This window comes from Kitasatospora sp. GP82 (assembly GCF_029892105.1).
In the GTDB taxonomy this organism is placed as follows: Bacteria; Actinomycetota; Actinomycetes; order Streptomycetales; family Streptomycetaceae; genus Kitasatospora.
Map to the genome: position 1 here is coordinate 1 of NZ_JARZAJ010000069.1, position 22,539 is coordinate 22,539.

Sequence of the window (22,539 nt, forward strand, 5' to 3'; positions counted from 1 at the left end):
TCCGGGGGGGCGGCCCCCCCCCGCGCGCGGGGCGCCGCGGCCGGGCCGCGCCCGGGGGCCCCGACGCCTGTGCGGTGCGCCCAACCCCCGGGGGGGGGCCCCCCCCCCGGGGGGGGGGCCCACCCCGCCGTCGCATTCCCAGAAACACGGCGCAGCACCCCTGCACGCCCGACCACGCACGCCCCTTAGGCGGTGCATGGCTGATCTAGCACCTTCCGGTTGTTCGCGCCGTTCCCCGCGCCCCCTGGGCAGCGCATGGCTGATCGAGCACCTCCCGCCGTATCAGCGGATCGGGCCGAGGCTGAAGCCGGGTTCCGCCGCGATCTCCCCGAGACTCAGGCTCGACGGGGTCCAGTCGAACCCGGTGCTCTGCCAGGCCCACGCCACCTGCCGGTACTCACCGCAGCCGCCCGCCGCGCCCTGCGAACCGCACAGCACCGCCACGCCCGGCAGTTCGAGCGCGAGGCCGGTGCAGAACACCGCGCAGACCAGGTCGAGATCCTCGTCGTTGAGCCGGACGACGCCGTCCTCCCAGTGCAGGATCCGGGCGTCCGCCGCCAGCCGCCCACCGGGCGCCTCCACCGCGCAGCGGAACTGGTACACGCCGCAGCCTGCCCCGACCAGCATCCGCCGGAACAGCTCGCCGCCCTGCTGGAAGGCCGACCGCACCCTCGGGTCCAGCGCCTCCCGCGCGTCCGCGACAGCGCTGCGCCGACCGCCGCAGAGGTTTCCGTCGAGCAGCAGGTCGATATGACGCAGCGTCAGTCCGCTCTCCCTGGCGCGGACCAGGCGGGGGATGAAGTCGCCCGAGAGCTCTTCGCCCTGATAGGGCAGCAGTTGGGTCCGGAGCGAGGGGTTGAGCAGATACCGGTCGCGTGCGGCGGGATCGGCCGGGTCGAGGTGGTGCAGCAGGCAGAAGTCCGCGAAGTCCTCGGGATGGAACATCCGGGCCTGGACGCCGCCGAAGTCGCGCTGCGCCTCGGCCAGCAGGACTGCGGTGTCCAGCAGGTAACTGTCGTAGTCGGTGGCATCGGTGAGGTGCCAGGGGCGGGCCCGCTCGAAGTCCGCATGGCTGGTGAGGATGCCCGTGACGAGAGTCTGCTCGCCGCGGCGGCGGGACTGGGCCTGACTCCTGTCCCGACCGGGAGTTCCGGCGGTGCAGCGGAAGGTCCGGGGAGTGTGGCTGTTCCGGGACATCTGGAGCTCCTGGGGCGGGGGGGCGGAGGCGGCGGGCGCCGCTTGGTCCTCTTCCTCCCCGCCCCCACGTGTCGCACACGTACGGCGTGTCACAGACGTGTAACCACCAGTGACATACGGGCGCGCCGTCGGCTCTTGAGGGGCTCGATGAGCTGCGCCGATCGGAAGAAACGATCCGGCAGCAACCTGCCGAGCACCACGCGCCACCCCCCGAAAGGGCGTAATCACGTCCGCCGTCCCCCGGAGGGGCTACTGCGGACGCGGGGCGCGCGCCAGCTGGCGGGACTGGGCGACCAGGCGGCCCGACTCGTCCCAGACCTCGGCGTCCTCCTCGAAGTAGCCGCCGGCCAGGTTGCGGGTGGAGTGCACCACTCGCAGCCAGCCGGGGACGGGCCTGGCCCGCAGGTGGACCGTCAGTTCGACGGTCGGCGCCCAGCCCGGCATGCCGAGGTCGAAGGTCACGGGCGGCAGGGCGTCGGCGACCAGCAGGAGCAGCAGCGGGTCGGGGTCGCGGCCGTCGGCCAGCTTGAACCAGCCCTGGATGCGCCCGCTCCCGGAGGGCTGCCCGAGGGCCCAGCCGACGGTGGCCGGGTCCAGGCGCAGGTCGAAGCGCTCAAGCAGCGCGGCCTGGGAGATCAGCGCCTTGGGTGCCTCGGCGACGCTGATGCACCGCTCGGGCGGCGGGAGCTGCGGCGGGGTCGCGCTGGTGCGCACCTCGCCCTCGGCCGCGCCGAGATCGCCGTAGCTGGCGAGTACTCTCAGCCGCTCCCGGCCGTCCTGGCTGAGCGAGGCGGTGCCGGTGGAGAGGCTGCGGCCGCGCCGGACGAGCTCGGTCCTGACACTGACCGCTCCCGGCGTGGCGGCGGAGAGGTAGTAACCGCTGATCGAGATCGGGTCTGCGTGGTCGCCGCCCTCGCCGTGCTGCAGCGACAGTGCGTGTCCGGCCACCGCCAGCAGCAGGCCGCCGTTGATACCGCCGCCGATCTGCCAACCGGCGTCCAGCTCACCGTCGTAGCAGCCCGGCTCGCCCGGGCGCGGGGCCAGGGCGATGCCTCGGTCGAACTCACTTCGGATCGCGGTGGTCATGGGTGAATCGCCCTTCGCTCCTGCCACGTTACCGGTCGGTAGCCCAACATACGCCACCGTCCCCGGGCATGCGAAGGCCCGCCGGACACAAGATCCAGCGGGCCTTGGCGATGCGACGATCAGGCGATCAGCCGGCGCGACGGATGGAGGGCTTGAGCTCCATGAACCGCGCGAGCAGACCGTTCACAAAGGCCGGGGAGTCGTCCGTGGAGAACTCCTTGGCGATCTCGACGGCCTCGTCCAGGACGACCGCGTCCGGGACGCCGTCCTCCCAGATCAGCTCGTACGCGCCGAGACGCAGCACATTGCGGTCCACGATCGGCATCCGGTCGAGCGTCCAGCCCACCGCGTACTGCGAGATCAGCTCGTCGATCCGGCGGGCGTGCTGGACGTACCCCTCGATGAGCACCATGGTGTACTCACCGATCTGCGGGGTGCCCTCGTCCGGCTTCGGCTCGCGTGCGCGGGCCACCCAGTCGGCGAGTACCCGCTGCGGGTCGACGCCGCGGTGGTCGGCCTCGAAGAGGATCTGGAAGGCCCTGGTACGGGCCTTGCTGCGTGCAGCTGTCACGGTTACTTGACCCGACCGAGGTAGCTGCCGTCACGAGTGTCGACCTTGATCTTCTCGCCGGTCACGATGAACAGCGGGACGGCGATCTCGGCGCCGGTCTCCAGGGTGGCCGGCTTGGAGCCACCGGTGGAGCGGTCGCCCTGGACGCCCGGCTCGGTGTGCGAGATGACCAGCTCGACGGAGGCCGGGAGCTCGATGTACAGCGGCGAACCCTCGTACATGGCGACCAGGGCGTCGAAGCCCTCCAGCAGGTACTTGGCAGCGTCGCCGACGACCGCGGGGTCGATGTGGACCTGGTCGTAGGTGTCCGTGTCCATGAACACGAACTGCTCGCCGTCCTTGTAGGAGAACTGCATGCCGCGCTTGTCGACGTTGGCGGTCTCGACCTTGGTGCCGGCGTTGAAGGTCTTGTCGACAACCTTGCCGGTCAGGACCTCCTTGAGCTTGGTGCGCACGAAGGCCGGGCCCTTGCCGGGCTTGACGTGCTGGAACTCGACGACGGACCAGAGCTTGCCGCCCTCCAGCTTGAGGACCATGCCGTTCTTGAGATCGTTCGTGGAAGCCACGGGCGCACTTACTCCTGATATAGCTGTCAAGGAACCAAGGGGGTGAGCGTCCCGCGGCCACCGCGGCAAAGCCGTGGCCTACAGGGCGAGGAGCTCCTTGGTTGTAATGGTGAGCAGCTCGGGCCCGCCCTCTTCGAGGGGGCGTACGACGAGCGTGTCCTCGATCCGGACCCCGCCCTTGCCCGGGATGTGCACCCCTGGGCCGACGGTGACCGGCACGCGGTTGTCCAGTTTACCCATGTCGGCCGGACCGAGGCGCGGCGCCTCCCTGATCTCCAGGCCGATTCCGTGTCCGACCGGGTGCGGGGAACGCTCGGTGTACCCGGCCGCCTGGAGGATCTCGCGGGCCGCCTGGTCGGGCACATGCTGTGGGACACCGGGCCCGAGCGCCTCCCGTCCGGCCCGCTGGGCCCGGAAGACCAGCCGGTGCAGATCCACCTGCCAGGGCGCGGGGGCGGCACCGATCACGAAGGTGCGCGCCGTGGAGACGCCGTACCCGCGGTACCGCGCACCGAGGACGACGGTGAGGAAGTCGCCCTCCTCCACCCGGCGGTCGGTGGGCTGGTGCGCCCCCTGCCCGGAGTGGGTGCCGGTGCCGACGGAGACCGGGAAGGCGGCCCGGTCGGCGCCGTGGTCGATCATGCGGCGTTCCAGCTCCATCGCCAGGTGCCGCTCGGTGCGGCCGACCAGGATGGACTCCAGCAGTTCGCCGAGCGCCTGGTCGGCGATCTCGGCGGCGATCCGCAGATCGGCGATCTCGTGCTCGTCCTTGACCACCCGCAGCCGCTCGACGGCCCGGCCCAGGTCCTTCACCTGCACACCCGCCATCAGCTCGGCGACACCCCGGTGACGGCTGACGGTCAGGTCGTGCTCCTCCACCGCCAGATCCCGCACCCTGAACCGGCCGGCCGCCTCGGCGGCGGCGAACGCGGTGTCGGTCTCCCCGGGGACGGCCAGCTGAGCGATGTCCTCCCCGATCGGGTGCTCGCCGACGTCGTCCAGCGGGAGGTCGTCGGGCAGCACGAGCAGGACGCGCTCACGGGTGAGCAGCACGGTCGCGCCGCAGGGCGGGCAGCCGGTGAGGTAGCGGACGTTCGCGGGGCGGGTGATCAGCGCCGCGTCGGCCCCGGAGGCACTGCAGTGCTCCCTCAGCCGCTCCCGCCGGACCGCGTACGCATCAGACATGAACCCGAGCCTACGAAGCCCGGACGCCCACCGCCCGTCCAGCGGGCCCGACGGGCGGACAGCATGACCGGATCGGGTGGCGGAACGGGCGGTTTCCGGCGCCGCGCTGACGTGTGCGGGCCGCACCTGGCGGCCCTCCGGGGTGGGACGGCTGTCAGGCGACGGGGGCGAGCAGGTCCTCGAAGGCGTCCGGGGGGCCTTCCAGTCGGGTTCTCCGGCGGCGGGTTCGGAGTCGCCGAGCAGGCAGGAGTCGAGCAGGTGGACGATGCCGTCGGCGTCCAGGCCCTCGGCGGTGAAGCAGAGCTGCTGGACGCGGTCACCGTGCACCTCGCCGCCCGCGATGAGCTCGACCGCCGGATGCGGGTCGCTGCCGCCCCACAGTTCGACGATCGCCCGGCCGTGCCGTCCGGCGTCGGCGCTCAGTTGTCCGCTGCGCCCAGGAAGCGCCGCATCACTGCTTCGACCAGCGCTTCTCGACCTTGGCGAAGCGCCAGTAGCCGAGCGCCGCCACCCAGACCACGAAGAACAGGCCGACGACCACAAAGCCGACGTTGTCCAGGCTCAGCCCGGCGATCCAGCCCGTCACCGGGTCGGTGAGGCCGAGCTTCTCGTGCAGTACGCCGACCAGTTCGATGGTGCCGATGACGAAGGCGACCGCGATCGAAAGCCCGGTGATGGTCAGGTTGTAGTACACCTTGCGGACCGGGTTGGAGAACGCCCACTGGTACGCGAAGTTCATGAAGGTGCCGTCGAGGGTGTCGAAGAGGCTCATCCCCGCCGCGAACAGCAGCGGCAGACAGACGATCGCGTACCAGGGCAGCCCGGCCGCCGCGCCCGAACCGGCCATCACCATCAGGGTGACCTCGGTTGCGGTGTCGAAGCCGAGGCCCAGCACCATGCCGACCGGGAACATCTGGCCGGGACGGGTGATCGAGCGGGTGGCACGCGAGAGGACGCGGTTCATCAGACCGCGCGAGTCGAGGTGTGCCTCCAGCTCGCGCTCGTCGTACTGGCCGGCCCTCATCGACCGGAAGACCTTCAGGATGCCCATCAGCGCGGCCAGGTTGAGCGCGGCGATCAGGTAGAGGAACGTCCCGGAGGCCGTGGTGCCGATGACGCCGAGCACCTGATGGGTGGTCGACCGGTCGTCCATCAGCGTTCCGGCGAGCGCCGCTCCACCGGCCACCAGGGCGGCCATGACGACCACCATCGAGGAGTGGCCGAGTGCGAACCAGAAGCCCACCGAGACCGGGCGCTTGCCGTCGGCCATCAGCTTGCGGGTGGTGTTGTCGATGACGGCGATGTGGTCGGCGTCGAAGGCGTGCCGCATACCGAGCGTGTAGGCGGTGATCCCGAGGCCGACCCCGTAGATCTGGTTGCCCACCTCGTACTTCTCCGGCACCACCAGGAAGATCAGGGTGCCGAAGGCCAGCACGTGCATGGCCAGGATCACGGCCATCAGGCCGACGGTGCGTACGGTGTCCTCGCGCTTCCAGCGGAAGGCGGACAGGGCAGCGGTGGCCACCTTCGGGGCAGCACCGATTTCGGGCAGGGTCATCTGCGGATCACGCTCCAGCACCTCGTGGATCACTTCGTGAGATGCCGTGGCCGGTCTCCTGGCTGACGGGTCGAACACACCCGCCCCCGGCCTTCCCGGATGCGTCTGCATCCAGTGGCCGCCCGCCCTCGGAGGGGCGGGGATGGTGCCGGTACTTCCCGATCACAGTGGCGAGGGCCGCTCCGGTCTGAGACCTCTGAAGGTCTGTCACCGGTCTTCCCGAACACCACGGCGGGGACCACCGTAGGGGTCGGCGCCGTACCACTGCAAGCCTGCACACCTGTGCAGGTGTCAGGGATCACAGGCCGGCCTGCTGCAAGAATGCGGGCATGCATCTCGTCCCCGCCGACCGCGCCGACCATAGGACCATCGACGGGCACCGGGTCTGCGAGGCCATCGCCGCCATCGGCGACACCGAGCACGTCCGGGCCTGGGCCGAACGCTTCGCGCTGCTCGCCGACCCCGGACGGCTCTCGCTGCTGCTCGCCCTGCACGAGACCGGCCCCCTCGCCGTCACCGACCTCGCCGTCGCCACCGGCATGCGCGACCCCGCCGTCTCCCAGGCCCTGCGCCTGCTGCGCGCCGCCGGACTGGTCACCGGCGAACGCGACGGCCGGATCATCCGCTACCGCCTGGTCGACCCCGCCATCGCGGAGGTCCTGGCGCACGGGGTGCTCGGGTACCGCGACTGACCGGCCACTACTGTCGCTTTACGCCCGATATATACCTTGTATCCTTTTTACATATCGGATCACGGCTCAGGCGCGATCCCCAGCGGCTCAGACCGACCGGCGACAGGGAGCGCGGGTCAAGGGGCGCCCGCCGCGTCAGCGGCTGATGTCTGAGGCAGGGTGCGTGCATCGCAAGGCGGAGGAGGGAGTAGCGGGCGGAGCTGCGGCGACCGACGACAACGCGGTGAAGGGCCCCTCCTGCCCGATGGCGGGCAGGAGGGCGCGTGCCCCAGGGCGCGACGCCGCGGGCCCTATTGCCGGTCGGCCCGAGACCCACGGGAGGCGGACATGGCGGAGCAGGGCGATTTCGACGGGCCCCCGGAGGAGAGCGGCCGGAGTGCGCCGGAGAAGAGAGGACGGCTGAGCCGGCCCCTCGTCCTCGCCGCGGCCGTCGCCCTGGTCGACCGGGAAGGGCTGGCGGCGCTGACCATGCGCCGGCTGGCCGCCGACCTGGGGGTGGAGTCGATGGCGATCTACCGCTACACCCCGGGCAAGGAAGCCCTGGTGGACGGACTGGTGGAGGCGTTCTTCGCCGAGGTCAACACCCGGCTGCGGATGTCGCCCGAAGAGGGGATCCCGGAGGAGGAGAGCGGGACCGGCCGGACCTGGCGCGCAGAACTGCGACGGATCGCCCGCGCCTTCGCCTCCGTGGCCCACGCCCATCCCGAGATCCTGCCGCTGGTGGCCACCCGGCCACTGAGCGTTCCGGTGGCCCGCCGCGCCGCACCCATGCTGCAGCTCACCGAGCACATCCTGGCCACGCTCGGCCGCGCCGGTTTCGACGACGCCACCGCACTCACCGTCTACCGGACGTTCGTGGCCTGGAACCTCGGCTGTCTGCTGGTCGACAAGCGCCAGGTGATCGACAACCCCGACGAGCCGGATCCCCTGCTCCGCCTCGGCCTGCACCGACTGCCCGCCACCCAGTACCCGCGGATGCGCGCGCTCGTCCCGCTGTTCGCGGAGTACGACGCCGAGCAGGAGCTGATCACCGGCCTCGACAGCCTGTTGAACAGCCTGCCCGATGCACCCCTTGACGCGTTCTACGACGGAAGAGCACGCTGAGGATACAAGGTACATATAGGGCATATGCCTACAGGAGGTCGCTATGTCCACTCGCGACACCATCCTCCGCGTCCGCGTCACGGCAGCGGACGCGGACACGCTTCGCGCTCTCCTCCGGGAGACGCACCCCGACGTCGGCGGACGCCCCCGGCACGGCGCCGGCGGCACCGTCAGCATCGACGCGTACGTCTCCCCGGCCGAGGCGGAGACGCTCGAGCGCGAGGGTGTGACGGTCCAGGTGATCGAGGACGCCACCGCCACCGGACGCGCCCGGCAGGCCGAGGTCGGCCAGGGCAACCGGTTCGCAGCCGGGGACCGGATCCCGCGCGGGCTGGGCATCAAACTGAAGGACTGACCCCAGGAGGGTCGAGATGTCGTACCTGAACGTCACCGAGGTCGACGCCGCAGTGGTCAGCCTGTCGACCGCCTACCCGGCGCTCTCCCAACTGATCGAGCTCCCCGAGCCCTCGGTCGAGGGAGTGTCCTGCCACGCCCTGCGGATGAGCAGCAACCCCTCGGGAACCCGCGACTGCGCCGTACTGATCGGCGGCGTGCACGCCCGCGAATGGGGCAGCTGCGAGATCCTCGTCCACCTCGCCGCCGACCTGCTGGAGGCCTACAGCACCGGCACGGGCCTCGGCTACGGAGCCGCCGCCTTCACCTCCACGCAGGTGCGCACCGTACTGGACGGCATGGACCTCGTGCTCTTCCCGCTCGTCAACCCGGACGGACGCGCCTACAGCCAGACCGTCGAGGCGATGTGGCGCAAGAACCGCAACCCCGCCTACTCGGGCGGCAATCCCGCCTGCACGGGCGTCGACATCAACCGCAACTACGACTTCCTGTTCGACTTCACCACCACCTTCGCCCCGACCGCCGGGGTCCAGGTCTCGGCCGACCCCTGCGACTACCAGGTGTTCCACGGCCCGTCCGCGTTCTCCGAACCCGAGACCCGCAACGTCCGGTGGCTGCTGGACAGTTACCCGCGTACCCAGTGGTTCGTCGACGTCCACAGCTACTCCCAGGACATGCTCTACGTCTGGGGCGACGACGACGACCAGAGCGACGATCAGTCGATGAACTTCCGCAACACCGCCTTCGACGGGCTGCGCGGAATCGCCGACGACACCGCCTACCGGGAGTACATCCCGAAGGACGACTTCGACACCGCCACCACGCTCGCCCAGCAGTTCTGCCAAGGTCTGCACGGCGTACGCGGCGTCACGTACACCCCGAAGTCGGGCTTCAACCTGTACCCCACCAGCGGGACCAGCGACGACTACGCCTACTCCCGGCACATCGCCGACCCCGGGAAGAGCAAGATCTTCGCCTACACCGTCGAGTGGGGCAAGGAATTCCAGCCTCGCTGGACGGAGATGGAGCACATCATCAAGGACGTCGACGCCGGACTGGTGCAGTTCTTCCTCTCGGCCCTGCAACCCCATTGAACCGCAGCGGAGTTGAACCGAACCGGATTCGGCGGACGCCGCGAGGCCGAGGCTCCCGGCAGGGGCCGCGTCAGGATCCGTCGCCGTTCACCGGCCAGCCGTCGTGGGTGGTGACGGTGCGGGCGTACGGGCCGTCGGGGCCGGTGGCGCGGTAGGTCTCCGTGGAGTCGGCGGTGCGGACGGTGGTGTCGCCGCCGTGCCGGTGGGCGCTCGGGCCGAGGGTGTGGTCGATGGTGGAGCGCGAGCTGATACGGCCCCCGGTGGCGGTGGTGTCGCTGCGGTGGTAGCCGAGTTGCATGGCCGTGCGCTGGTCGGAGTTGCCCCCGGCATCGGAGGTGGTCCGGTAGGTGACGTCCAGGGGTTCGCCCTCGTGGACAGTGCGGACGCGGTGCGGGCCGCCACCCCAGGTGGACGTGGTCCGGGTCAGGTCGGCGTTGTTGTGCAGCACCAGGTCGTTGCCGCTGTCGCGCAGCTGCTGGGCCGAGCTGAAGCCGAGGTCGCCGCGCACTTCGGTGGTGACGCGTCCGTGCGAGGTCTGCACCCAGCCTCGGGCCAGGTCGTGGCGCTCGGCGGTGACCTGCCAGGCACCGCTGCCGCCGCCCTGGTCGTCGAGGGTGGTGGCGACCGCGGCCTCGGGGGCGACCCGGTACTCCGTCAGCGCGCCGCTGGTACGGGCACTGCCGTGATCGACGGTGGCGAGCAGGTTGAGCTGGCCGGTCCAGGCGTCGTTGCTCTGCTTCTCGGCCTCGTTGACCGTGATCGAGACGGAGTGGGGGCGACCGTCGAGCAGCAGGCCGACGTACGGGGTGAGATCGACCTGGTACGCGGGCAGGTCGAAGGCGAAGATGCCGGGGATCGGCTGCCAGAGCAGCGGCTCCCAGCCGCCGGTGTAGATCACCGGGTAGGGCCAGACCGCCCCGACGACCCGGCCGTCCACGGCGAGCCGCAGTTCGCGGAACGGGCCCTTGCCGCAGTAGCCGAGGCCGGGGTTCTTCGCCACGAAGGCGTCCGGTGCGGAGGCGTACGCGAACTCCTCGCAGGCGCCGCCGCCCCGGGCGTACACCTCGGCGGTGAGGCTCTCCAGGTTGGCCGGGAAGACCAGGTCCCCGGCGGCCGAGGGTGTGGCCTGGCTGAGGGTGAACCCACCCGTGGTGAGCAGCCGGTCGGCCGTCCCGGGCGCGGGCCAGGCGACGTCGGCCGTGTAGTAGGTGACGGTGGCGGAGATGGTGAAGACCCCGGTGTAGGTGGAGTCGGTGACGTTCGCCAGGTCGAACTCGAAGGGCTGAGGGGTGCTCAGCAGCGAGGTGTAGCGGGTGAGATCGTGCTCGACCCGCCACTCGATGCCGTCCTTGGAGGGCTCCGGGGTGGAGGACATCATCACCTCGAAGCCGCCGACCCGGACGGTGAACAGCCGGTCGAACTGCCGCCCGGCCACCTGTCCGTGCAGGTCCAGCACCACCTTGGACCAGGGTCCCGGGCAGGCGCTGGACGGGGCGAGCTGCCCGACGTACGGGGTGTCCGGCGGATTGCCGTACCCGTTGCGGAACTGCCGCTCGTGCATCACCTCGACCGCGCAGGACGGGGTGGTGGGCCGCTTCAGCGGCTGGGTGACGGTGAACGGGTCGTGGTAGTCCGTGCCGAAGTCGGCATGCGCCGGAGCGCCGGCCGTCAGGCCGGCGACCAGGGCGAGCAGGGCGGCGAGCAGCAGCCGGGCCGCTCGGCGGAGTACGGGGTGCGCTGACACTGCCTTCGACGGTGACACTGTGTTCGACGCTGACACTGTGCTCGACCTCGATTTCCACGGCTGCCTGACGGCCGGTCACCGACGGGACGGGCCAGCGGCATCCTTCACGTGGTGAGCTGGACCTGTCAAGACCCCTCAAGGCGTGGGATCCAGCAGCACCTTGCCGAGGTTGGCCCGCGCCGCCAGCAGCTCCACCCCTTCGGCGGCCCGCTCCAGCGGGAACGCCGTGGAGACCGGTCGCAGCCGCCCCTCGGCCAGCAGCTGCCAGAGCTCGGCCCGGTGGCTCTCGATCAACTCCGGCCTCAACCGCGACAGATGGGACATCGCCAGGCCGATCACGGTGTGCATCCCGCGCAGCAGCACACCCGCATCCAGCGTCCCGCCCGCGCCGCTGTTGACGACCAGCCGACCGAAGGGCACCAGAGCCCCGGCCGTCCGGCGCAGCACGTCCGAGCCAACGCTGTCCACCACCAGATCGACGGGCGCGCCCCAGTCGGCATCCTCGTAACAGACCACCTCGTCGGCGCCGAGCCCCCGGACGAAGTCCGCCTTCTCCGCCGAGCCGACCGCCGCCACCACCCGACCCGCACCGAGCTCACGCGCCAGCTGGACGGCGAGATGGCCGACACCGCCCGCAGCGGCCGTGATCAGCACCGACTCGCCGGACGCAAGACCGCCCGCCCGCAGCGCGGACAGCGCGACCAGGCCGCTGCGCACCACCGCCAGCGCATCAGCGGCCGGGATCTGCTCGGACACCGGCGTCACCAGGGCCGCAGAGACGGGCACCAGCTCGGCGTACACATCCTTGAAGGCCACCCCGCCGACCCGGTCGCCGACCCGCAATCCCGTCACCCCGGGGCCGACGGCGGCGACCCGGCCGACCAGGTCGCCGCCGGGAGTGTGCGGCAGCGGGACTTCGCCGAAGCCGCGCAGCAGCTTGAGAACGGGGAGGGTGAGACCGACGACCTCGGCGCGGAGCAGCAGCTCACCGGGGCCCGCGACCGGCTCGGCGACCTCGTCCAGCCGGAGCGCCGAGGGGCCGTCGTAGCCGTGCATCCTGACCTTGCGCATGGGTACACCTCTTTCGTTGGGAGCACCAACGTTTCGTTGGCGGTCCCAACAATAGGGGCCAATCCATTGGGATGTCCAACGTTTCGGCGATAGGATTCCGGCCATGACCGACCCTGCGCTCAGCCGCCTCCAGACCCTGCCGAGCTGGATGCTCGGCCGCGCCGCCGCCCTCGGCCACCGACTGGTCGCCGACCAGCTCGCCCGGGCCGAGCTGCGACTGCCGCACCACGCCGTGCTGTGCGCGGTCGCCGAGTACGAGCCGGTCGCACAGGCCGAACTGGCCCGTACGGTGAAGATCGACCCCAAGGACATGGTCGCCGTCCTCAACGACCTCCAGGCCCGCGAACTCGTCAGCCGCACCCGCGACCCCAAGGACGCCCGGCGGAACCTGATCACCCTCTCCCCCGCCGGGCGCGAGCTGCTCCACCACACCGAAGCCCTCGGCGCCGAGGCCAACGCCGAACTCGTCGCCCCGCTCACCCCCGCCGAACGCAGGCAACTCAACGACCTGCTCGGCCGGATCATCGCCGAGCGCTAGCCCGGCTCCCCACGGGGTGCGGCGCGGACCACGCGGTCAGTACAGCTAGCGCTGCTGGCAGCTCGGACACCAGAAGAGGTTGCGTGCGGCGTGCGACTCCGTACGCACCTCGGTGCCGCAGACCAGGCAGGGCATCGCGGCCCTGCGGTAGACGTAGACCTCGCCGCCGTGGTCGTCCACCCTGGGCGGGCGGCCCATCGCCTCCGGGGTGTGCTCCGGTCGTACGGTGTCGATCCGGCCCGCGCCGACGCCCTCGTGCATCAGCGCGACCAGATCGGCCCAGATCGCGTCCCACTCGGCACGGGAGAGCTCGCGCCCGGGCCGGTGCGGGGCGATGCCCAGCCGGAACAGCACCTCGGCGCGGTAGACATTGCCCACACCTGCCAGCACTTTCTGGTCCATCAGCAGGGCGGCTATCGTCGTGCCGCTGCGGGAGATCCGCCGCCAGGCGGCTTCCGGATCGGCTTCCAGGCGCAGCGGGTCGGGGCCGAGGCGGCGGTGCACGGCCTCCTTCTCCGCGGGGGTGATCAGCTCGCAGGTGTTGGGGCCGCGAAGGTCGGCGTACGCGTCGTCGTTCTCCAGCCGCAGCCGGATCAGGCCGACGGGGTCGGGCGCCGGACCGGTCCCGAAGGTGAAGCCGCCGTACAGGCCGAGATGGATGTGGAGCCAGGCGCCCGCCTCGAAACCGAGGAACAGGTGCTTGCCGTGGGCCTCCGCCTCGGCCAGGACCTGGCCGTCGATCAGCCTGGCACCGTCGGCGAAGCGGCCCTGGGGGCTGGAGACCCTGGCCGGGCGGTGGCCGAAGGTCTCGGCGTTCTCGGTGGCGAGACGGTGGATGATATGGCCTTCAGGCACGGGCGTCAGCTCCCCCGCTCGATCCGTTGCGACCAGCCAATCATCGCAGGCTGCACCGACAGCCCGGGCGCGCAACGTTGCGCTCTCCAGGGGCGCGAGGCTCTGCTGGATGAACCGCGTGCGCGAGAAGCCAAGCACCCCCGTAGGCGCAAGGCACCCGATCGACCATGCACTGTCCAGGGGCGCGGGGCTCGTTGTGGGACGTCGGTGGGCGGTCAGGCCGGGCGGCCGGCCAGGCGGGAGACGATCACCTGGTCCAGTGCGGCCGCCGTCGCGGTGATGTCCAGCTGCGAGTTGTCGATGATCGGCAGACCGGAGTTGTACCAGCCGGCCATCCGGCCGTGGATCCGGGCCACCTCCTCGTCGCTGAGCCGCCGGTTGCCGCTGCGTCTGGCGTTGCGGGCGAGGACGGAGTCGAGACCGGGCAGCAGGACGACCGGGATCATGCCGGGTCCGATGTGCCGCCGCCAGCCGCCGAGTCCGATCGCCGGGCGGTCGGGGAAGACGGCGTCGTCGATGATGCAGGAGATGCCGTTGGCCAGGTAGTTGCGGCAGGCGAAGCCGCAGGTGCGGCGGGCCAGCCGGTACTGGGCCTCGGAGGCGTTGTTCCAGCCGGACTGCGGGTTGGCGAAGCCTGACTGCACCCACTCGCGGACGTCGTCCAGGCTGATGTGCGCGGTCGGGGTCGGGCGATGCTCGGCCCACTGCCTGGCCACCGTGGTCTTGCCTGCACCGGCCGGGCCGATCAGCAGCACCGCGATCGGTCCGGTGACGGCATGCTGCGGCGGGTACGACGGCAGTTGGACCGGGGCGCCCATCGGCAGCATGAAGTGGCCGGTCGCCCCGCCGGGCGGCACCGCCGCCATCGGCGCCGTCAGGTGCGGGTGCACGGCGGTCTGCGCCGGGTACGGCGGATGCGCACCCGTCGGCTGCGCTGGATGAAGGCCCGTGGTCGGTTGCGCCGGATGCGCACCCGTCGGCTGGGCGGGGTGGACGTTCGGCGGCGCCGGCGGTCGCGGCGGCACCTGTCCTTCCCCTGCGTACTGCGTCACTGACACCTCCCGACGGGGACACTACACGTCGGCCCGGTGACGGGCACAGTCCGCCGCCGGGCCTGGTGAGTGGGCGTCAGCGCGCAACGCCGGCTGGTACGAGCCATGGCCGGAGCCAGCGACGGTGCCCAGGGAGGGGCGGTCCCGGCGGCCGGAAACCGCCTGCCGGTCCGCCCCTCCCGACGGCCTCAGCGCGTGGTGAGCTGCTCGGCGATGGCGCGCAGCGCCAGCTCGTACGAGCCGAGGCCGAAGCCGGCGATGGTGCCGGAGGCGACCGCGGCGATCACCGAGGTGTGCCGGAACTCCTCGCGCGCGTACGGGTTGGAGATGTGCACCTCGATCAGCGGCGCGGTCCGCTGCGCGGCGGCGTCACGCATCGCGTACGAGTAGTGGGTGAACGCGCCCGGGTTGATCACCACGGGGGTGCTCTCGTCCGCGGCCTGGTGCAGCCACTCGACCATCACCTGCTCGGAGTTGGTCTCCCGCACCTCGACCTCGAAGCCGAACTCCTTGCCGAGCGCCGTGCAGCGCTCGACCAGGCCCGAGTACGAGGTCGCGCCGTAGACGTCCGGCTCCCGGCTGCCCAGGCGGCCCAGGTTGGGGCCGTTGAGCACGATCACCCGTGTCATCCCGAGACCTCCGCGTACGCGGCGACCAGCAGCGACGGGTCCGGGCCCTCCAGGATGGAGGTCTTGGCCAGGCCGTCCAGGACGACGAAGCGCAGCAGGTCGCCGCGCGACTTCTTGTCGATCTTCATGGCGTCCAGCAGCTTCGGCCAGGCGTCCGCCCGGTAGGTCAGCGGCAGGCCGACCGAGGCCAGCACCGCGCGGTGGCGGTCGGCGGTCTCGTCGTCCAACCGCCCGGCCAGGCGGCCGAGTTCGGCGGCGAAGACCATACCGATGGAGATCGCCGCACCGTGCCGCCACTTGTAGCGCTCATTGCGCTCGATGGCGTGGCCCAGGGTGTGGCCGTAGTTGAGGATCTCCCGGCGGCCGGCCTCCTTGAGGTCGCCGGAGACCACGTCCGCCTTGACCTGGATGGCGCGCCGGATCAGCTCCAGCGTGTGCGGGCCCGCCGGGGTGGTGGCGCCCTGCGGGTCGGCCTCGATCAGGTCGAGGATGACCGGGTCGGCGATGAAACCGGCCTTGATCACCTCGGCCAGCCCGGAGACGTAGTCGTGCTTGGGGACGGTGTCCAGGGTCGCCAGGTCGGCCAGTACGCCCACCGGCGGGTGGAAGGCGCCGACCATGTTCTTGCCCTCGGCGATGTTGATGCCGGTCTTGCCGCCGACCGCCGCGTCCACCATGCCGAGCAGCGTGGTGGGCATGGAGATCCAGCGCACCCCGCGCAGCCAGGTGGCCGCGACGAAGCCCGCCAGGTCGGTGGTGGCTCCACCGCCGAGGCCGACGATCACGTCGCTGCGGGTGAAGCCGGTCTGCCCGAGCACCGACCAGCAGTACGCGGCGACCTCGGCGCTCTTGGCCTCCTCGGCGTTGGGCACCTGAAGCGCGATCGCCTCGTAGCCCTCGGCGGCCAGGTCCTCGCGGATCGCGTCGCCGGTGGCCTCCAGGGCCTCCGGGTGGATGATCGCCACCCGCCTGGCCCCCTTTGCCCCCATCTCGGGGGGTCCGATCAACTTGCCCAGCTCACCCAGCAGTTGACGGCCGATCAGCACGTCGTACGGGTCATGGCCGGCGCTGCCACCGACGTGGATGGTGACGGTGTCAGTCATCAGTGCTTCAACTCCAGTGCTTCGAGTACGGCATCGGCGACCTGCTCCGGCGAGCGCCCCTCGGTGTCCACGACGGCGGTGGCCACCTCCAGGTACAGCGGACGGCGGGCCTCCATCAGCTCGCGCCAGCGGGCGCGCGGGTTGACGGCGAGCAGCGGGCGCGGCGCGTCCAGGCCGACCCGCCTCACCGCGTCGCCCAGGGGGACCTCCAGGAAGACCACCGGCAGCTCGGCCAGCAGCGTGCGGGTGGCCTCGGCCATCACTGCTCCGCCGCCGAGCGCCAGCACACCGCCGTGGGTCGCGGCGGCTTCACGGACGGCCCGCACCTCGAGATCGCGGAAGTGCGGCTCGCCCTCGTCGACGAAGATCTCCGGGACCGGCTTGCCCGCCAGCCGCTCGATGTCGGCGTCGGTGTCCCGGAAGGCGACACCGAGCCGCTCGGCGAGCAGCCGGCCGACCGTGCTCTTGCCGGAGCCCGGCGGGCCGACCAGAACGATCACGGGCGAGGTCATCGGATGATCAGGTGGTCGAGGTAGTTCTGCACATTGCGGCGGGTCTCGGAGACGTTGTCGCCACCGAACTTCTCGTTCACCGCGTCGGCGAGCACCAGGGCGACCATCGCCTCGGCGACGATCCCGGCCGCCGGGACGGCGCAGACGTCCGAACGCTGGTGGTGCGCCTTCGCCGGCTCGCCGGTGCGGACGTCCAGGGTCTGCAGGGCGCGCGGGACGGTCGCGATCGGCTTCATCGCGGCGCGCACGCGCAGCAGCTCACCGGTGGACAGCCCGCCCTCGGTGCCGCCGGAGCGGCCGGAGGTGCGCTTGACGCCCTCGGCGGTCGGGACGATCTCGTCGTGCGCCTGGGAACCGGGGATCCGGGCCAGCTCGAAGCCGTCGCCGACCTCGACACCCTTGATCGCCTGGATACCCATCAGTGCGGCGGCCAGGCGGGCGTCCAGACGGCGGTCCCAGTGCACGTGCGAGCCGAGGCCCACCGGCACGCCGTACGCCAGTACCTCGACGACACCGCCGAGGGTGTCGCCGTCCTTGTGGGCCTGGTCGATCTCGGCGACCATCGCCTTGCTCGCGTCCGGGTCCAGGCAGCGCACCGGGTCCTCGTCCAGGCGGGCCTCGTCGGAGGGCAGCGGCAGCACCCCGGCCGGGGCCTTGGCCGCGGCCAGCTCGACCACGTGCGAGACGATCTCGATGCCGCAGGTCTCCTTGAGGTAGGAGCGGGCGACGGCGCCGAGGGCGACACGGGCGGCCGTCTCACGGGCGCTGGCACGCTCCAGGATCGGACGGGCCTCGTCGATCGAGTACTTCTGCATGCCCGCCAGGTCCGCGTGGCCCGGGCGGGGACGGGTGAGCGCCTCGTTGCGGGCCAGGCCCGCGAGGATCTCGGGGTCGACCGGGTCGGCCGACATGACCTGCTCCCACTTGGGCCACTCGGTGTTGCCGACCATGACGGCGACCGGGCTGCCCATGGTCAGACCGTGCCGGACGCCACCGAGGAAGGTGACCTCGTCCTGCTCGAACTTCATCCGGGCGCCGCGGCCGTACCCGAGCCGCCGCCGGGCCAGCGCATCGGCCACCATCCCGGTGGTCACCGGCACACCGGCCGGCAGGCCCTCCAGCGTCGCGACGAGTGCGGGGCCGTGCGACTCCCCCGCCGTCAGCCAGCGCAACGTACCCAACGGAGCTCCTTCGTCAACGGCCCGGCCCGCGGCGCTCGGCTGCGGTGCCGGCCAGGCGATCGTGCGGCGGGCCCGCGCTCCTTGCCCTCCCTCGGACAGAAGGAGCCCAAGGCCCGCACCCTGACCCGATCCTTTCATGCCGCGGCCCCGGACGGTGGACGCGGTCCGGGTTGCGGACACGCGTCCGGACGGCCGGAGCCGGCACTCGGAACCCCGGCCGGACCTCAGCCCTCGGCGAGGGCCGCCTCGCCCGCCGCGCGCATCGCGTCCAGCGGTCCCGTGGCCACCCCGGTGAACTGCTCGAACTGGAGCACCGCTTGGTGAACCAGCAGATCGAGCCCGCCCAGCACGGTCGAACCCCGCTCCGCACAGGCCGCGACCAGCTTCGTCGGCCACGGGTGGTAGAGCACGTCGAACAGCGCACCGGGCCGCTCGGGCAGCGCCCAGGCGAAGGAATCGGCCGCCCCGGCAGGGGTCGTGGAGATGGTCAGCGGCGCCGCCAACGCCTCCGCTCCCCGCTCCCAGTCGGCCGTCCGAACGGTCAGCTGGAGCCGCTCACCCAGCGCTCGCATCTCCGCAGCCCGTTCGGCACTTCGTACATACGTTGTCACCTCGCCGGTGCAGATCTGCGCCAGCGCGGCCAGTGCGGAGGAGGCCGTGGCCCCCGCCCCGAGGACCGAGGCCGTCTCCACCCGCTCGATCCCGCGTTCGCGCAGCGCGTTCACCAGGCCCGGCACATCGGTGTTGTCACCGCTGCGCCGCCCGTCGGCGTGGAACACCACGGTGTTCACCGCGTCCACGGACAGCGCCGTCCCGCTCACCTCGTCCAGCAGCGGAATGATCGCCCGCTTCAACGGCATCGTCAGCGACAGTCCGGCCCACTCGGGCCCCAACCCGGCGACGAAGGCGGCCAGCTGGGCCTCGTCCACCTCGAACCGGTCGTAGCGCCACTCGTCCAGGCCCAGCGCGGCATACCCGGCCCGGTGCAGTACCGGCGACAGCGAGTGCGCAATCGGCGAGCCGAGTACGGCGGCCCGGTGGTGCGTCGTCACGAGCGTGGTCACCTCTCCTACGGAGTCCCTTGCGATCAAGGCGCGCCCACGATACCGCTCTGGGGCACGGGCGCGACGACCGTCGTCGGGACTCCGGAGGGAGGATGCCGGGCTACTTGCACATGCCGCGGACCGAGTCGAAACCCTGCCCGTGGGCCGTGCAGTACTCCTGGACGTTCTTCTTGTGCTCGTCGAAGGTGGCCGCGAAGCGGGTCTCCGTCGAGGACATCGCGATCCAGTACGCCCAGTCGCCCGGGGTCGGGTTCAGCGCCGCCTTGATGGCGTCGTCGCCCGGGTTGCCGATCGGCCCCGGCGGCAGACCGGCGTTGACGTACGTGTTGTACTTCAACGACTTGTCGTTGATCTCCTTGTCGACCAGCTTGGTCCGGCCGAGCTGGTACTGGAGCGTGGTGTCCATGCCCAGGTTGACGTGGTTCTTCAGGCGGTTGGAGATGACCCGCGCCATCTTGCCGAAGTCCGCCCGGTTGTTCCCCTCGGCCTGCACGATGCTGGCCTCGATGAGCACCTCGTAGCCGTTCTTGACCCCGGCCTGTGCGGCTCCGGCGTCCATACCGAGCTGCTTGTAGTGGTCGTTGGCCGTGGAGACCATCTGCTTGAGCATCTCCTCGGGCTTCATGCCCTCGCTGACCGAGTACTTGGTCGGGTAGAGGAAGCCCTCGATATTGCCCTGGGCGTAGTCGGGCAGACCCAGCTCGTTGATCTTCTCCTTGGCGGCGGCCTCCGTGGCGCCCTTCTGGAGCTTCAGCTTGGAGTCGATCAGCGCATAGATGTCGGTGGACTTCTTGCCCTCGGGGATGGTCAGCGCATTGCCGCCACCGCCCGCGATCAGGGCCGCCACCGCCGCCTCGCCGGACATCTGGTGGTGCAGGTTGAAGAAACCGGGCTGGATCGAGGGCGACTTGGGGTTCTTCTGGTAGGCGTTGACGAACGCGCCCGTGCTCTTGACCACGTCGGCGTCCTTCAGCACCTGTGCCATCTGCACACCGGTACCGGACTTGATCTCGACCTGGACGTCACCGGTGCCCTCGCCCGAGTAGTCCGCCGGCGGGCCGAAGTGGGCCTGGTAGAAGCCGTAGCCCCACCAGCCGCCGCCGACCGTGACGCCGAGCAGGACGAGGGCGACGATCAGGCAGGCGCCCTTGTTGCGGCGGCCCTCCTGCTTGCCCTTCTCCTTGCGCTTGCGCTCGGACTCGCGGCCGGCCGGCTCCTCCTCCGTACCGAAGAAGGACTGGATCTCCGGCTCGGCGGCGTGCTCGTCCTCGGTGAACTCGTCGGCGGCGGGCTCCCACTCCTCGACCGCCGGTTCGGCGGCCGGTGCAGGGGCCGGGGCGTCCAGCGCGGCCGCCTCGGCCTCCCAGTCGATCCCGTCCGGGCCGGGGCCCGCCGGCTGCGGCACCCGCGGGGCCTGCGGCTGCGGCGCCTGCCGGGCCGCCTGCTGGGCGAACTGCGGTGGGATCGGCTGCTGTTGGGCCGGCTGCGGCACCTGCTGCTGGTACCCGTACTGGTCGAACTGGCCGCCGCCCTGCGGGAACCGGCCCTGCTGCGGCACCTGCTGCTGCCCGTTGAACTGCTGGCCCTGGTACTGCTGGCCATTGACCTGCTGCTCGTTGAACTGCTGCTCGCCGAACTGCTGGCCGTTCTGCTGCCAGCCACCGCTCTGCTGCTGAGCGTACGGATCCTGCTGCCAGCCCTGCTGCTGCGGGTGGCCCTGCTGACCGTACTGGGCCTGGACGAACTGCTGCCCCTGGATCTGCTGGGCCTGCTGCCAGGCGCCGACCTGCTGCTGGTGCTGCTCTGCCGTCGACTGCTGCTGTCCGCCGTACCCGGGGTCGCCCGGGTGCCACGGCTGCGCGCCCTGGGGCTGGTAGCCCCCGCCCGGATCAGACATCGAACCCCTTACACCGACCGACAGAACAGAGCGGAGCCAACCGCCCGGACCGGCCGACCGGCCGGAACGGCGTCCCGGCAGGCTCTCGAACCGGCGTGCTAGCGCAACGCCCGGGGGAAGACGTTACCGTACCGCAGCCAAACGCCCGCCCGGCTCGACTCTGCGTCAGTGATCACTCGCACTCGGTGAGGAACTCCTGTTCCCCTGGTTGGCGTTGAACTCGGCGACGTTCTTCTGCTGCTGGTCCAAGCTGTCGGTGAAGCGGGTGTCGCCCGGCTTCACGGTCACGAAGTAGAGCCAGTCCCCGTCCACCGGGTGGGCCGCCGCGCGCAGCGCCTCCTGCCCCGGATTGGCGATCGGGGTCGGCGGCAGGCCGGGGTGGAGATAGGTGTTGAACGGGGAGTCGAGCTTGGTGTCGACGCCGGTCGTGGTGAGCGTGGAGCGGCCCAGCGCGTAGTTGATGGTCGAGTCGAGCTGAAGCGGCATGTTCTTCGCCAGACGGTTGTAGATGACCCTGGCGACCTTGGCCATGTCCTCGGGGTTGTCCGCCTCGCCCTGCAGCAGACTGGCGATGGTGACCAGCCCGTACGGACTCTGGCTGTTGGCGGTGGCCGCCGCCTCGACGCCCTCCTCCTGGTGCACCCTGCCGGCCTGCACCACCATCTGCTTGAGCAGTTCCAGCACCGTGGTCTCGCCGGTGACGGGGTAGGTGGAGGGAAAGAGAAAGCCTTCGACCTTGCCGCCGGTAAAGTCCGGCAGGCCCAGCTCCGCCAGCTTCTGCCGGGCGGTGTTCTGTGCGGTACCGGCAATCAGGTTGAGCTTCTGGTCGACGGCCGCGTAGATCTGGGCGGCACGCCAACCCTCGGGAATGGTAAGCGCGTTGGCGTTGGCCGGGTCGAGCAGCACATTGAGTGCGGCGGCGGCGGACATCTTCAGCTTCAGCGTGTACGTGCCGGGCTGGATCCGGGTCCCGGCCGGGCTCCTGGCCGCCGCGTCTGTGAAGGCTCTGGTACTCGCCACCACACCGGCCTTCACCAGATTCTTACCGATCCTGGTCAGGCTGTCCCCCTGCACCACCGACACCTGGACCGTCCCGGTGCCGTTGCCCTCGTAGTCGGCCGCCTGCTGCTGCCCCTTCGGCCAGAGCAGATACCCGCCGAGGACCGCGGCTCCCAGCACCAGCACCAGCGCCAGCACGCTCAGGCAGCAGGCCGCGCCGTTGCGCAGCCGCCTCGGATCCCGCGGCTCGACCCCGCACGGCTGCCCCGGTGGCAGCTCCTCCGACTCGCAGACGGGGGCACCGAGGTGTCCGGGCGTCAGACCGGGGGTGGTGTACGGATCGGTCACGGCGGCCTCTTCGTCGGGAGACGACAGCGAGGGGGGCCGGGGGGGCGCGGCCGCCCCGGGCCCCCCCCGGGCCCCCGGCCCCGCCGGGGCGGGGAAAACCGCCGCCCGCCGCGCCCGGGGCCCGGCCCCCCCCCCCCCC

At 71.2% G+C, this 22,539-nt stretch carries 22 protein-coding genes and 1 riboswitch; of the genes, 5 read left to right on the forward strand and 17 right to left on the reverse strand.

Annotated features, from left to right (window positions below):
• Window positions 1-282: 282 nt before the first annotated feature.
• The 6 genes from P3T39_RS35195 to P3T39_RS35220 form a co-directional block, all read right to left on the reverse strand.
• Entirely contained in the window at window positions 283-1,197 is a 915-nt protein-coding gene (locus P3T39_RS35195; protein ID WP_280703377.1) for a hypothetical protein, read from the reverse strand.
• Window positions 1,198-1,446: 249 nt separating this feature from the next.
• Complete coding sequence (locus tag P3T39_RS35200) at window positions 1,447-2,283, reverse strand: thioesterase family protein (RefSeq protein ID WP_280703378.1); 837 nt, start codon at window positions 2,281-2,283, stop codon at window positions 1,447-1,449.
• A gap of 127 nt (window positions 2,284-2,410) precedes the next feature.
• Window positions 2,411-2,854 (reverse strand): transcription antitermination factor NusB, encoded by a 444-nt coding sequence (gene nusB, locus P3T39_RS35205; protein ID WP_280703379.1) that lies wholly within the window; start codon window positions 2,852-2,854, stop codon window positions 2,411-2,413.
• A 2-nt stretch (window positions 2,855-2,856) separates the two neighbouring features.
• On the reverse strand, window positions 2,857-3,420 hold the full coding sequence (gene efp / locus P3T39_RS35210; protein WP_045304247.1) for an elongation factor P: 564 nt from the start codon (window positions 3,418-3,420) through the stop codon (window positions 2,857-2,859).
• A gap of 78 nt (window positions 3,421-3,498) precedes the next feature.
• The gene (locus P3T39_RS35215) at window positions 3,499-4,605 is read right to left on the reverse strand and encodes an aminopeptidase P family protein (protein ID WP_280703398.1); all 1,107 of its coding nucleotides are present in this window, start codon (window positions 4,603-4,605) and stop codon (window positions 3,499-3,501) included.
• Between the two features lie 451 nt (window positions 4,606-5,056).
• Window positions 5,057-6,163 carry a HoxN/HupN/NixA family nickel/cobalt transporter gene (locus tag P3T39_RS35220; protein ID WP_280703381.1) on the reverse strand — a complete coding sequence of 369 codons (1,107 nt, stop codon included), beginning with the start codon at window positions 6,161-6,163 and terminating at the stop codon, window positions 5,057-5,059.
• Between the two features lie 30 nt (window positions 6,164-6,193).
• Window positions 6,194-6,409: riboswitch (cobalamin riboswitch) on the reverse strand.
• Between the two features lie 83 nt (window positions 6,410-6,492).
• Here P3T39_RS35220 and P3T39_RS35225 point away from each other — a divergent pair.
• The 4 genes from P3T39_RS35225 (at window position 6,493) to P3T39_RS35240 (ending at window position 9,407) form a co-directional block, all read left to right on the forward strand.
• Window positions 6,493-6,855: a metalloregulator ArsR/SmtB family transcription factor gene (locus P3T39_RS35225; protein WP_280703382.1), complete on the forward strand. Its 363-nt coding sequence runs from the start codon at window positions 6,493-6,495 to the stop codon at window positions 6,853-6,855.
• Window positions 6,856-7,182: 327 nt separating this feature from the next.
• Window positions 7,183-7,959 (forward strand): TetR family transcriptional regulator, encoded by a 777-nt coding sequence (locus P3T39_RS35230; RefSeq protein ID WP_280703383.1) that lies wholly within the window; start codon window positions 7,183-7,185, stop codon window positions 7,957-7,959.
• A 43-nt stretch (window positions 7,960-8,002) separates the two neighbouring features.
• Entirely contained in the window at window positions 8,003-8,314 is a 312-nt protein-coding gene (locus tag P3T39_RS35235) for a hypothetical protein (RefSeq protein WP_280703384.1), read from the forward strand.
• 16 nt (window positions 8,315-8,330) lie between these two features.
• Complete coding sequence (locus P3T39_RS35240) at window positions 8,331-9,407, forward strand: M14 family metallopeptidase (RefSeq protein WP_280703385.1); 1,077 nt, start codon at window positions 8,331-8,333, stop codon at window positions 9,405-9,407.
• A gap of 70 nt (window positions 9,408-9,477) precedes the next feature.
• Here the strand turns inward: P3T39_RS35240 and P3T39_RS35245 are convergent, their stop codons facing one another.
• Window positions 9,478-11,151: a peptide-N4-asparagine amidase gene (locus P3T39_RS35245; RefSeq protein ID WP_280703386.1), complete on the reverse strand. Its 1,674-nt coding sequence runs from the start codon at window positions 11,149-11,151 to the stop codon at window positions 9,478-9,480.
• A 135-nt stretch (window positions 11,152-11,286) separates the two neighbouring features.
• Window positions 11,287-12,222, reverse strand: a complete 936-nt coding sequence (locus P3T39_RS35250; RefSeq protein WP_280703387.1) for a zinc-binding dehydrogenase — start codon at window positions 12,220-12,222, stop codon at window positions 11,287-11,289.
• A gap of 103 nt (window positions 12,223-12,325) precedes the next feature.
• Between P3T39_RS35250 and P3T39_RS35255 the strand changes: the two genes are divergently transcribed.
• Complete coding sequence (locus P3T39_RS35255; protein WP_280703388.1) at window positions 12,326-12,760, forward strand: MarR family winged helix-turn-helix transcriptional regulator; 435 nt, start codon at window positions 12,326-12,328, stop codon at window positions 12,758-12,760.
• A 45-nt stretch (window positions 12,761-12,805) separates the two neighbouring features.
• Here P3T39_RS35255 and P3T39_RS35260 read toward each other — a convergent pair whose 3' ends face one another.
• The 9 genes from P3T39_RS35260 to mltG (P3T39_RS35300) form a co-directional block, all read right to left on the reverse strand.
• Entirely contained in the window at window positions 12,806-13,615 is an 810-nt protein-coding gene (locus P3T39_RS35260; protein ID WP_280703389.1) for a DNA-formamidopyrimidine glycosylase family protein, read from the reverse strand.
• A gap of 215 nt (window positions 13,616-13,830) precedes the next feature.
• On the reverse strand, window positions 13,831-14,673 hold the full coding sequence (locus P3T39_RS35265) for an AAA family ATPase (protein ID WP_280703390.1): 843 nt from the start codon (window positions 14,671-14,673) through the stop codon (window positions 13,831-13,833).
• 182 nt (window positions 14,674-14,855) lie between these two features.
• Window positions 14,856-15,296 (reverse strand): type II 3-dehydroquinate dehydratase, encoded by a 441-nt coding sequence (aroQ, locus tag P3T39_RS35270; RefSeq protein ID WP_280703391.1) that lies wholly within the window; start codon window positions 15,294-15,296, stop codon window positions 14,856-14,858.
• A complete protein-coding gene (gene aroB, locus P3T39_RS35275; protein WP_280703393.1) occupies window positions 15,293-16,399 on the reverse strand; it encodes a 3-dehydroquinate synthase in 1,107 nt (368 codons plus the stop codon). The genes aroQ and aroB overlap by 4 nt, the downstream gene beginning before the upstream one ends.
• Window positions 16,399-16,911 (reverse strand): shikimate kinase, encoded by a 513-nt coding sequence (locus tag P3T39_RS35280; RefSeq protein WP_280703394.1) that lies wholly within the window; start codon window positions 16,909-16,911, stop codon window positions 16,399-16,401. The genes aroB and P3T39_RS35280 overlap by 1 nt, the downstream gene beginning before the upstream one ends.
• Window positions 16,908-18,092: a chorismate synthase gene (gene aroC / locus P3T39_RS35285; protein WP_280703395.1), complete on the reverse strand. Its 1,185-nt coding sequence runs from the start codon at window positions 18,090-18,092 to the stop codon at window positions 16,908-16,910. Before aroC ends, P3T39_RS35280 begins: the two co-directional genes overlap by 4 nt.
• Before the next feature lie 224 nt (window positions 18,093-18,316).
• Window positions 18,317-19,144 carry a shikimate dehydrogenase gene (locus tag P3T39_RS35290; RefSeq protein ID WP_280703399.1) on the reverse strand — a complete coding sequence of 276 codons (828 nt, stop codon included), beginning with the start codon at window positions 19,142-19,144 and terminating at the stop codon, window positions 18,317-18,319.
• Between the two features lie 112 nt (window positions 19,145-19,256).
• Window positions 19,257-21,053: an endolytic transglycosylase MltG gene (mltG, locus tag P3T39_RS35295; protein ID WP_280703396.1), complete on the reverse strand. Its 1,797-nt coding sequence runs from the start codon at window positions 21,051-21,053 to the stop codon at window positions 19,257-19,259.
• 165 nt (window positions 21,054-21,218) lie between these two features.
• Window positions 21,219-22,400: an endolytic transglycosylase MltG gene (gene mltG, locus P3T39_RS35300; protein WP_280703397.1), complete on the reverse strand. Its 1,182-nt coding sequence runs from the start codon at window positions 22,398-22,400 to the stop codon at window positions 21,219-21,221.
• Between the last annotated feature and the right edge of the window lie 139 nt (window positions 22,401-22,539).

Bases quoted from the DNA above. Each gene is read 5' to 3' on its own strand.
- P3T39_RS35195 (WP_280703377.1), bottom strand. From the start codon at position 1,197: ATGTCCCGGAACAGCCACACTCCCCGGACCTTCCGCTGCACCGCCGGA.
- P3T39_RS35200 (WP_280703378.1), bottom strand. From the start codon at position 2,283: ATGACCACCGCGATCCGAAGTGAGTTCGACCGAGGCATCGCCCTGGCC.
- P3T39_RS35215 (WP_280703398.1), bottom strand. From the start codon at position 4,605: ATGTCTGATGCGTACGCGGTCCGGCGGGAGCGGCTGAGGGAGCACTGC.
- P3T39_RS35220 (WP_280703381.1), bottom strand. From the start codon at position 6,163: ATGACCCTGCCCGAAATCGGTGCTGCCCCGAAGGTGGCCACCGCTGCC.
- P3T39_RS35225 (WP_280703382.1), top strand. From the start codon at position 6,493: ATGCATCTCGTCCCCGCCGACCGCGCCGACCATAGGACCATCGACGGG.
- P3T39_RS35230 (WP_280703383.1), top strand. From the start codon at position 7,183: ATGGCGGAGCAGGGCGATTTCGACGGGCCCCCGGAGGAGAGCGGCCGG.
- P3T39_RS35235 (WP_280703384.1), top strand. From the start codon at position 8,003: ATGTCCACTCGCGACACCATCCTCCGCGTCCGCGTCACGGCAGCGGAC.
- P3T39_RS35240 (WP_280703385.1), top strand. From the start codon at position 8,331: ATGTCGTACCTGAACGTCACCGAGGTCGACGCCGCAGTGGTCAGCCTG.
- P3T39_RS35250 (WP_280703387.1), bottom strand. From the start codon at position 12,222: ATGCGCAAGGTCAGGATGCACGGCTACGACGGCCCCTCGGCGCTCCGG.
- P3T39_RS35255 (WP_280703388.1), top strand. From the start codon at position 12,326: ATGACCGACCCTGCGCTCAGCCGCCTCCAGACCCTGCCGAGCTGGATG.
- aroQ (WP_280703391.1), bottom strand. From the start codon at position 15,296: ATGACACGGGTGATCGTGCTCAACGGCCCCAACCTGGGCCGCCTGGGC.
- aroB (WP_280703393.1), bottom strand. From the start codon at position 16,399: ATGACTGACACCGTCACCATCCACGTCGGTGGCAGCGCCGGCCATGAC.
- P3T39_RS35280 (WP_280703394.1), bottom strand. From the start codon at position 16,911: ATGACCTCGCCCGTGATCGTTCTGGTCGGCCCGCCGGGCTCCGGCAAG.
- mltG (WP_280703396.1), bottom strand. From the start codon at position 21,053: ATGTCTGATCCGGGCGGGGGCTACCAGCCCCAGGGCGCGCAGCCGTGG.